The 9171-nt window shown below is 69.1% G+C and carries 7 protein-coding genes; 3 read left to right on the top strand and 4 right to left on the bottom strand.

Translation table 11 applies throughout. The annotated features are described in order from the left end of the window. Nucleotides 1–696: LysM peptidoglycan-binding domain-containing protein (locus tag FJV41_RS45640; RefSeq protein WP_181791405.1), on the bottom strand; the 696-nt coding region annotated here is incomplete at its 3' end. A 631-nt stretch (nt 697–1327) separates the two neighbouring features. Here FJV41_RS45640 and FJV41_RS45635 point away from each other — a divergent pair. Beyond that, nucleotides 1328–2245, top strand: coding sequence for a metallophosphoesterase (locus FJV41_RS45635; RefSeq protein WP_141648917.1), 918 nt, complete (start codon nt 1328–1330; stop codon nt 2243–2245). A gap of 6 nt (nt 2246–2251) precedes the next feature. Here FJV41_RS45635 and FJV41_RS45630 read toward each other — a convergent pair whose 3' ends face one another. After that, nucleotides 2252–3460, bottom strand: a complete 1209-nt coding sequence (locus FJV41_RS45630) for a dienelactone hydrolase family protein (RefSeq protein WP_141648916.1) — start codon at nt 3458–3460, stop codon at nt 2252–2254. Nucleotides 3461–3504: 44 nt separating this feature from the next. Continuing rightward, nucleotides 3505–4422: a phosphatase PAP2 family protein gene (locus tag FJV41_RS45625; RefSeq protein WP_141648915.1), complete on the bottom strand. Its 918-nt coding sequence runs from the start codon at nt 4420–4422 to the stop codon at nt 3505–3507. A 123-nt stretch (nt 4423–4545) separates the two neighbouring features. On the opposite strand from FJV41_RS45625, the gene FJV41_RS45620 reads away from it, so the two are divergent. Together FJV41_RS45620 and FJV41_RS45615 are read left to right on the top strand one after the other, a co-directional pair. After that, nucleotides 4546–6852, top strand: a complete 2307-nt coding sequence (locus FJV41_RS45620) for a thioredoxin domain-containing protein (protein WP_141648914.1) — start codon at nt 4546–4548, stop codon at nt 6850–6852. A 3-nt stretch (nt 6853–6855) separates the two neighbouring features. Further along, the gene (locus tag FJV41_RS45615) at nt 6856–8124 is read left to right on the top strand and encodes an FHA domain-containing protein (RefSeq protein WP_141648913.1); all 1269 of its coding nucleotides are present in this window, start codon (nt 6856–6858) and stop codon (nt 8122–8124) included. Between the two features lie 60 nt (nt 8125–8184). Here the strand turns inward: FJV41_RS45615 and FJV41_RS52815 are convergent. Further along, on the bottom strand, nt 8185–9171 hold a 987-nt coding region (locus FJV41_RS52815; RefSeq protein ID WP_181791403.1), incomplete at its 5' end, for an SMP-30/gluconolactonase/LRE family protein.

Here is a 9171-nt window from a genome sequence, read left to right as displayed (position 1 = left end):
GGCGGGAACCTGGAGCGTGCTGCCCGCGTGGATGAGGTCCGGATTCTCCAGGCCGTTGAGCTCCACGATTTGTCGCGCGATGTCCTCGACGGGGCCCGGCACGCCTTGCTGCATCAGGCTCCACGAGATGTCCCCCACTGTGTCACCGGGTTGCACCTGCCAGTCGGTGGTCGGGGCCTCCGGCAAGCCGGGTGGAACACTGTTTCTCAGCGCCTCCGCCATCTGGGCGCCCAGCTCACGAGGCGCATGCTGGAGGAGGAGGGCTTCAAGCTTCGCCATCTGCTCGTCCCGCCCCGGGTCGCCGAGCGCTTCGCGCAAGGCGTGCTGCCTGAGCGCGGCGCCGAGGTCCTCGAGCTTCTCGCCAGACCCTGCGTTGCCCAGCGCCTCGCGCAAGGCGTGTTGCCTGAGCGCGGCGCCGAGGTCTTCGAGCTTCTCGCCACGCTTTGCGTTGCCCAGCGCTTCGCGCAAGGCACGTTGCCTGAGCGCGGCGCCGAGGTCCTCGAGCTTCTCGCCAGACCCTGCGTTGCCCAGCGCTTCGCGCAAGGCGTGTTGCCTGAGCGCGGCGCCGAGGTCCTCGAGCTTCTCGCCACACCCTGCGTTGCCCAGCGCTTCGCGCAAGGCGTGTTGCCTGAGCGCGGCGCCGAGGTCTTCGAGCTTCTCGCCACGCCCCGCGTCGCGGAGCGACTCACGGAGCATCCGCGCTCGAAGTGCCTCGCCCAGCTCATCGAGCTTCTCGTTCCGCCGTGCCTCGTCGGCGGCCTCGCGGAGTTCGGTGCCGACGGCACGCCCGGGGTGCTTCAACCCCTTCGTATCCTCGGCCCTGCGCGGGGACGGCCCCGGGGCGTCGAAGGCATCCATGCGTTGGCGCGGCGCCGGCCGTCCGGAGGCGGCTGTCCCGGAGGGACGAGATGTGTCGTGGGAAGGACTCCGGACGGGGCGCGCGGCAAAAGAGTGAAGGAGGGACCGGATGGTCATTTCGTTCTCCGCTGAGAGGGTTTGGAATGTTTGTCGATAAAACGCGAATATTTGTTTCGTGCGCCGGTGAGGTTTCCTTCATCACCCCGTCGCGCTGGGAACCTCATTGAATCCCAGTGAATTCATTGGGTTGGCGTGGATTTGAGAAATATTGAGCCACTAATTCCCCGGGTCCCGTCTTCCAGGTGGAGCGGTGTTTGAAACATTGGTTTTGTTTGTGATTGAGGGCCGGGGAAGGGATGGCCTCGTGGGGGGCACCCGCACTGAAGTGTGGGTTTTCTGTCAGCGGTCGGTCCCCTGGGGCACGGATGACTCGACAGAGTGGAGGAGCGGGTGCAGCCTTGCGGACGCGATGCCGGAGCCCCTCCTGGTTGCTGCCCTGGGTGACGTCCACGGTCGCTTCCACCGCGTGGAGACGTGGTTGGACGCGCTGGAGGAGTCTCGTGGGCGGCGTGTGGGAATGGTGCTCGCGGTGGGGGACGTGGAGGCGTTCCGCCGCGCGGATGACCACCGTCGCAAGGCCGCCAAGCGGATGATGCCCGCCGAGTTCGCCGAGTACGCGGACGGGGTGCGGCGCGTGAAGCGGCCGCTCTATTTCATCGGGGGCAACAACGAGGACTTCGATGCGCTGCACGACTTCCTGGACGGAGGCGAGCTGGCGCCGGGCGTGTCCTATCTGGGGCGTGCGGGCGTGCGGGAGCTATGCGGGCTTCGCGTGGCCTACCTCTCCGGCATCCATGCGCCGCGCTTCATCGACCAGCCGCTGAAGCGGCCCGTGACTCAGGACCTGATGAAGCAGGCGGGATACTTCCGCGCGGCGGAGGTCGAGCGCGTGATGTCCCTGCGAGACGTGGACCTGATGCTGGTGCACGAGTGGCCGCGCGGCATCGTCCAGCGCGCCCGCGAGGAGAACCCCTCGCCGCCCCGGCCCCTGCCTTCGTACTGGATTGGGAACGCGGTGACGCGGCGGGTGGTGGACACGGTGCAGCCGAAGTGGCTGTTGTGCGGTCACTCGCACAAGTCCTTCGCGGTGACGTTGGAGGGAGTGGGGCGGCCCGCCACGCGCATCGCCTGTCTGGACCAGGCCACCCGGCCGGAGGAGTCGGTCTTCTGGCTGGAGTACGACGGCTCGACGGTCCAGCGCGTCGGGTGGGGCACCACCGGGCAGGTGGCGTGGGAGGCAGGCCAACGCTGGGACATGTCCGCGCTGCCGCCTGCCCCCGTGGAGAGCGAGGCCAACGCCGACGACGCACCGGTCGGCGCGATGTAGCGACGCTCAGGGCTGTCCTTCACCCCAATGCGTGAGCGTCACCCTCGGGTCGGGTGTCACGAGCGGGCTGGGCGGAGGGGGCGGGGCTCCCGGGATGACCAGCCGTCGCCGCACGTTCGCATCCAGGAACCGGCGCGTGGCGCTCGCCGTCGTGGCCCAGCCCCGGGCGATGTCCTCCGCGGACTGTGTGGGTGCCAGGCCCGGAGCCAGCACGCTGGCCGCACCTACGCTGGTGAAGTCCAGGTGCCGCATCCCCGCGATGCGCAGCGTCCATCGCTCCGCGCCGCGCAGGGACTCCAGCAACTCGAAGTCGGGCACCACCTCCGCATCCCCCTCCTGGTAGATGTGGAGCAGCGGGACGCGATAGCGCTCGGGGTAGAAGTACGGCAGGCCCGTCAGCCAGTCCTTGCCTGCCTGGTTCGCGAGGCCGCCATCCAGGCTCACCAGGGCGGCGGCCTCGGGATGCGCGAGCACGAAGAGGAACGCGGCCCGAGCGCCCAGGCTGTGTCCCACCAGCGCCACGCGGGTGGAGTCGATGCGGCTGTCCGACTGGAGCTGGTGCAGCGCGCGTTCGAGCTCGTGCGCCTGGGCCCGGGCGGTGGCGAGCACGTCGAGGTCCGGTCCAGGCGGCGCGCGCCGAGTGGGCGAGGGCGTGGTCGCCACGACGTAGCCGTGGCTCGCCAGGTACTCGGCCAGCACGGCCTGATGCTGGGCGGAGTGGTAGCGGCCCTGCGCCACCAGCACGAGCGGGAATCGGCCCGGCGCGGGCGGCGCGTCAGGCACCGCGGCCATGGGCGAGTCGAGCCAGGCGCTCGTGCTCTCCTCGGGAATGCCTCGGTCGACGAGGCCCTGCTCGTACCGCGTCACGGCCTCGTTCGCGAGGAGCGCGTCACCCGTGGCCTCGGGATGCTCCTCGGAGCTGGTGAGCCCCACGTAGTCGCGATAGTGCACGCGGCGCGTCGGGTCCCCACCCCGCGCGGGATACCAGAGGGTGAGCTGGAGCGTCGATGCGCCCGCCACGTCCGGAGGGAGGGTCCGCACGCGCAGCCCCACGTTCCAGGGCCCCGCTTCGAGCTGTCCCCACAGGGGCGGAGTCAGCACCACCGGCTGCGGAGGAACCAGCAGGTAGGTGGGCGCGAACCTGCTCGCGGACTGGCAGCCTGTCACGAGCAGCAGCGCGGCCAGGGCACCGAGCCATCGCGCGGTCCGGTGCATGCGCGGTGGCGCCGCGCCGAGCCACGCCGCGTGGCTGGAGGCGCTCAGAAGACGCCCGAGATGCCAGCCATGCGCGCGCCGGCGACGGGCATCAACCGGGCGGCGGAAGAAGAGCGGCGAGAGGCGTTGGCTTCCACGGTGCCGGTGCGCCCGTGAAGCAGCAGGGGCACCGCGACGCCGAAGGCCGCACCCAGCAGGGCCCCGGTGGCCACGTCGGTGAGGTAGTGCTTGTCGGCGCCCATGCGCAGCAAGCCCACGGAGGTCGCCAGCGGCAGCCCCACCGCCCAGATCCACGCCTGATGCTCGTAGCCTCGCAGCGCGGCCACCGTGCCGGCGGAGACCACCAGCGCGAAGGCCAGGTTGGTGTGTCCACTGTAGAACGACAGGTTGTTGTCGCTGGGCTGCTCGGTGAGGCCCTTCTGGTCCTCCGGCAGCACGTGGACGAAGGGGCGCTCGCGACCGACGAGGAACTTCACCGTCTGGTTGGCCAGCGTCGCCAGCATGGCGCTCTCCAGGATGATGGTCGCGTCCTGGGCGAAGAACCGGTCCGGGCTGTCCGACGCGCGTCCCATCGCGAACTGCAGGCCCATCACTCCGGCGGGCAGCACGCCGAAGCCCAGGATGTTGCTCCACGTTCCTGCCCGGTGGCGCGATGCCTCCGTGCTCCCCGCGAGCCCCCGGCCCCAACGGTCCACCCGGTTGAGGGTGTCCGTCCCATCCGGCGCCCGGTCGCACCAGCGGCACGTCGCCGGCGCCAGGTCGCTCTTGAAGAACGCCTCGCTCGAAATCCAGAGCACCGCGGCCGAGCCGGTGATGACGCTGTCGCGAGCCCAGTCGAACCGCAGCTCATGCAGGCGGGGTGCATCCTCCGCCGCCTGGGCCAGGGCCGGAGTCGAGGGAGCGACCACGAGGAGGAGACCCAGCACGAGACTGGAAAAGGACGAGCGCACGGTTCGCAGCATAAGGGGCTTCGTCTCGTTTTCGAAGAACCGGATGCGGGGGCGGAAGGGGGCAGCCGTCACTGGCGTGCCGCGATGGGTTTGACTACAAGCAGCCGACTTCCATTCGCATTCCGAGGCACCATCGTGAGTGATCACCCCGTCGATTTGACGGCCGAGACCTTCGAGCAGACGACTGGCAAGCCGGGTCTGGTCCTGGTGGATTTCTGGGCGGAGTGGTGCGGTCCCTGCCGCGCCTTCGCCCCCACCTATGCGTCCACCTCGGCGAAACATCCGGACGTCGTGTTCGGCAAGGTCGACACCGAGGCGCAGCAGGAGCTGTCGGGCCGGTTCGAGATTCAGTCCATCCCCACGCTCATGGCGTTCAAGGACGGTGTCGTCGTCCACCGCTCCAGCGGCGCGATGTCGCCGGGGCGCCTGGACACGCTGGTCCGGTCCCTGAAGGCGCTGGACGCCGCCGTCGCCCGGCAGGCCGAGGAGAACAAGAAGCTCACCGAGCAGGGCATCGCTCCTCCCGGTGTTCATCCCGAAGCGGAATGGGATGACAGCGACAGCGAGTGGGTCCACGGCGGCAAGGACGCCAAGGCCCGCAACCACGGGCCCTATCGGTATTGGCGCGCGGACGGCACGCTCTGCAACGAGTGCACCTTCGAGCAGGGCAAGCCGCACGGCCCCTTCAAGCGCTTCCACGAGAGCGGCGAGGTGTCCCAGGACGGCGAGTTCGTGAAGGGCGACCTTCACGGCCCCCGGACGTGGTTCGCCTCCGACAAGTTCACCACCGAGCGCATGCACGAGAACGGCGTCTCGGAGAAGGTGCGCAAGACGGTCATGACCTATGACCACGGCCGCGTCGTCGGCGTGAAGCACTACGACGGCGAGGACCGCCGCGTGGTGCCGTCGACGGGCGAGCCGTACCCGGACCGGCCCGCGGGCGTTCCCGTGGAGGCGGAGCTGCGCGAGGACCTGAACCAGTGGTCCCATGTGAATCTGAACGCGGAGGGTGAGCGTCACGGCCTGGCGCGCTTCTGGACCCAGGACGGCGAGCTGCTCTGGGAGGGAGAGTTCGTCGACGGCAATCGCCATGGCGTGTACCGCTCGCTGGCGAAGGACGAGTATGCGGACCCTCGGGTGATGTTCGACGAGGGGCGGTTCGAGGGAGACGACGCCTGCGGCACCTGGACGCTGTTCGACCAGGACCGCAAGGTGGTGCTGACGCGGGACCTGGGTGTCGCGCAGGGCGAAGACGAGATGAAGGCCTCGCCGGTCTTCTCCAATCTGCCCCGGTCGGCGGCGGCGTGGCGTGAATACGCGGACACGTGCATCGCGGCGCGCAAGTACCGCGAGGCCCTCCTGGCGCTGGCCCGTGCGACCTCGAGCGACCAGCAGGTGGGGCCGCTGAAGGAGTGGGTGGAGCGAGTGACGCTGCCGCGCACGCCGGAGAACGCGCAAGCGACGGCGGGTCAGGTGCTGGAGAAGGCGTCGGACTCCTGGTCGCCCATGGCGGAGACGCTGGTCCATGGGGGTGACGTGGCCATGCTGCTGCGGGGCTACGCGGTGCTGCTGGACCAGACGGACCGGCCTCGGGCGGCGCTGGACTTCGTCAACGCGGCGCTGCTGTTCGAGCCGACGCGGACGGCGTTCCTGTTCACGCGCGGCCTCATCCTGCTGAACCTGGGGATGGACGAGCACGCGCTGATGGATGCCGATGGACTGGCGAAGTCGGAGCCCGGCACGGCGGACTTCCTGCGGGCCTATGCGCACTGCCTCTTCCCCCGGTTCGATTTCTGGCCGGCGAAGGAGACGCCGCACTCGACGTACAACGACCTGCCGGAGAAGCCCGCGCAGCAGCTGAAGGTCATCCAGCGGGTCGCCCAGAAGTACGCGACGCGGCTGCAGATGCTTCGTGCGGAGTTGCTCAAGCGCTTCAAGCCGGGCGCGGCCATGCCCTGGATGCCGCCGGATGTGTCGGCGCTGCTTCCTGACGGGCCGGTGGAGCTGGCGGAGGACGAAGTGGAGATTGGCGAGGACTCGGTCGCCGTGGACGAGACGCTCGCCGTGGGGACGCTGGGTCTGCCGGACCTGGTGCGCACGGCTCGCGCGGAGTGGGCCGCGCTGACGTGGCTGCTGTGGGCCTGTGGTGAGACACAGGTCGTGATGCCTCGGAAGCTGTCGCCGCCGAAGGACTTCGGCCACGCGGCGGGCATGGCCAGTCAGCGTTTGTGGCGCGCGAGGGATCGCCGCGTGACGGGAGGCCGGGGCGCGCAGGCTTCAGGGGCCGCCAGCTTCAAGTTCGAGGGTATCGACATCGACAATGTCCACCCCAACCTGGTGGGCATCGTCGAGCAGCAATACGGCGAGGTGCAGGCGATGTTCTACTGGATGGCCGACAGCGACAATGTGTCTCCCTGGCAGGACAACCTGAGGGGGAGCTGAGTCATGAATAGGACTCCTCGAAAGGTCGAAATCGCGGATCCGCTCTGGACCGCGCTGGAGACGATGAGCCGGGAGATGGGCGTGGACCGCGACGTCCTCGTCAATCAGGCCGTCTTCTCGCTCGCGCGACAGTTCGGGTTCATCCAGCCCACGCAGGTCAGCCTCGCGGAAGCGGTGGCTGCTCCGGCGGTGGTCGCCGTGGCGGCACCCGCGGTCGTTGTCGCCGTCGCGCCGCCTGAGTTGACGGTGGCGAAGGCCCCCGTCGAGACGAAGACGGAACCCAGTGACGCCACGCCGAGCGTCGAGGTCGCCGAGCGCGTTCGGGAGATTGTCCGCGAGGTCGAGCAGAAGGTGGAGCCGCGGACGGCACCGCCGGCTGTCGAGCTGGCGGATACGGAGGAGGACGAGTCCAAGACCGGGGAGCACGAAGGCTCACCGGATGCGGATGAGGCCTTGGCCAGTGACGCCGCGCCGGAGGAGAAGGCCGCCGTCGCGGAGGCTCCCGTTGATGTGGAGGCGCTGCGAGAGGCCGTCGGCGCGCGAGTCCGGGACCTCGTGCGGGATGTCGATCAATGGGTCGAGCCCGTGGAAGCGAAGCCGGAGGAGGACTCGGACGACGAGGACTCGGACGACGACGCTGATGACGAGGACTCGGACGAGGAGGATTCGGACGAGGGCGCTGAAGAGTCAGACGAAGACTCGGACGACGATGCTGATGACGAGGACTCGGATGACGAGGACTCGGATGACGACGCCGATGAGGAGGACTCCGACGACACGGATTCGGGCAAGGACGCTGACGACTCGGATGAGGATGCCGAGGGCGACGAGTCGGGTGCCGAAGACGCGGACGAAGAGGACGCGGCCGCGAGTGGTCCCGCCCTGGCGGACGATGACTCCGCCGACCTGGTGACCCAGGCCAAGGACGAGCGGAAGACAGGCGCCGCCGTCAAGCCGGACAAGACCATCATCGTCCAGGCGCCGCCGGAGCTGAAGGTGCACGTCAAGCTCGACGAGGGAGAGCCCGTGCTCGTCGCGCGCGAGCGGTTCATCATCGGGCGTGGGCCGAGCGCCGACCTGATGGTGAAGTCCGCGAGGGTGTCTCGCGAGCACGCGGTGATTCAGCGCGACGGCGACGAGGTCTTCATCGAGGACCTCAAGTCCTCGAACGGCACGTGGTTCGACAACACCCGCATCACCCGCCGGCAGGTGGCGGATGGTGAGGAGTACCTGCTGGGCGGTATCCGCATCACCTTCTCGCTGACCACCTGAGCCGCGAGGGAAGACTCACTGCCTCCACCGTCTTTCGAGAGGGTGGAGGCAGCCGGGGCTTCAGCGGGACAGTGGCACCGAAGCCACCCAGAAGTTCTCCGGCAGAGGCACCGAGGTGCCCTTGAGGAGTCGGTCGCGAAGACGCGCCTCCGTCACCCACACCGTGCCTTCGTCCGACACGGTGAGGTTGACGGGCGACTCCAACCCCGAGGCGAGCACTTCCAGCGCCCTCGGGCCCTGTGTCTTCCCGAGGACCTCGACGCGGATGAGGCGTCCGTCGCCGCTCTGAATCGAGCCTTCGACGAGGAGCAGGCGGCCATCCGGTGCGAAGCGCATCCCATCTGGGTTCTCCAGACGGCGAGGCAGCTCCACCTCGGTGACTCGGGGCGGGGCGTCGGACGACGCTCCGGGGTGAATCAAGAACAGCCGCCCTGGCCCGTAGGTATTGACGGCGAGCGTGCGCCCATCCGCGGCGAGCGCGATTCCGGCGGGGCCGACCGCGCTCATGCCCGTGCCCTGGGCCTTGAAGCGCGGGTCTGTCACCCACGTCTCCAGGTGTTCACCACCGGGGCGCAGGTACAGCACGGAGGCACGGGCGCTGTCCGTGACATAGAGGCCGCCATCTGGCGCCACGGTGAGGTCATTTCCGAGCGCACCTTCCGGCAGGTGGACGAGCTTGCGCAGCGCCCCCGTGCGAGCGTCGAGCGCGAAGATTCGAGCGTGACGTCGTCCACCCATGGTGCCCTTGGGGCGCAGCAATCCCATGGCATCGGGAGACGTCCCCCACAGCAGGTTCCGAGGTGCATCCAGACGGAGGCTCGTCGCGGAGAACACCTGCTCCGAGCCGGGAAACAGCTCTGTCCAGGCACCTCCGGGCGCGCGCCGGAGCACGCGGCCATCCGCCACGGAGCCCACATAGAGCGTCCCGTCCACGGCGTGGGCGATGCCGTTCGGGATGGTGAAGCCGGGAGGGAGTGGCAACTGCTCGGTAACGCGGGGACGCGACTTCGCGCTCACGTCGGAGGCCGAGGAGGCGGGGGCGGGAGG

It is taken from the genome of Myxococcus llanfairpwllgwyngyllgogerychwyrndrobwllllantysiliogogogochensis (assembly GCF_006636215.1).
Taxonomy (GTDB): domain Bacteria; phylum Myxococcota; class Myxococcia; order Myxococcales; family Myxococcaceae; genus Myxococcus; species Myxococcus llanfairpwllgwyngyllgogerychwyrndrobwllllantysiliogogogochensis.
The sequence above is the reverse complement of the archived record's forward strand: the minus strand, read 5'-3'. Positions and strand labels throughout refer to the sequence as shown.

Bases quoted from the DNA above. Each gene is read 5' to 3' on its own strand.
- FJV41_RS45635 (WP_141648917.1), top strand. From the start codon at position 1,328: ATGCCGGAGCCCCTCCTGGTTGCTGCCCTGGGTGACGTCCACGGTCGC.
- FJV41_RS45625 (WP_141648915.1), bottom strand. From the start codon at position 4,422: ATGCTGCGAACCGTGCGCTCGTCCTTTTCCAGTCTCGTGCTGGGTCTC.
- FJV41_RS45615 (WP_141648913.1), top strand. From the start codon at position 6,856: ATGAATAGGACTCCTCGAAAGGTCGAAATCGCGGATCCGCTCTGGACC.
- FJV41_RS45630 (WP_141648916.1), bottom strand. From the start codon at position 3,460: ATGCACCGGACCGCGCGATGGCTCGGTGCCCTGGCCGCGCTGCTGCTC.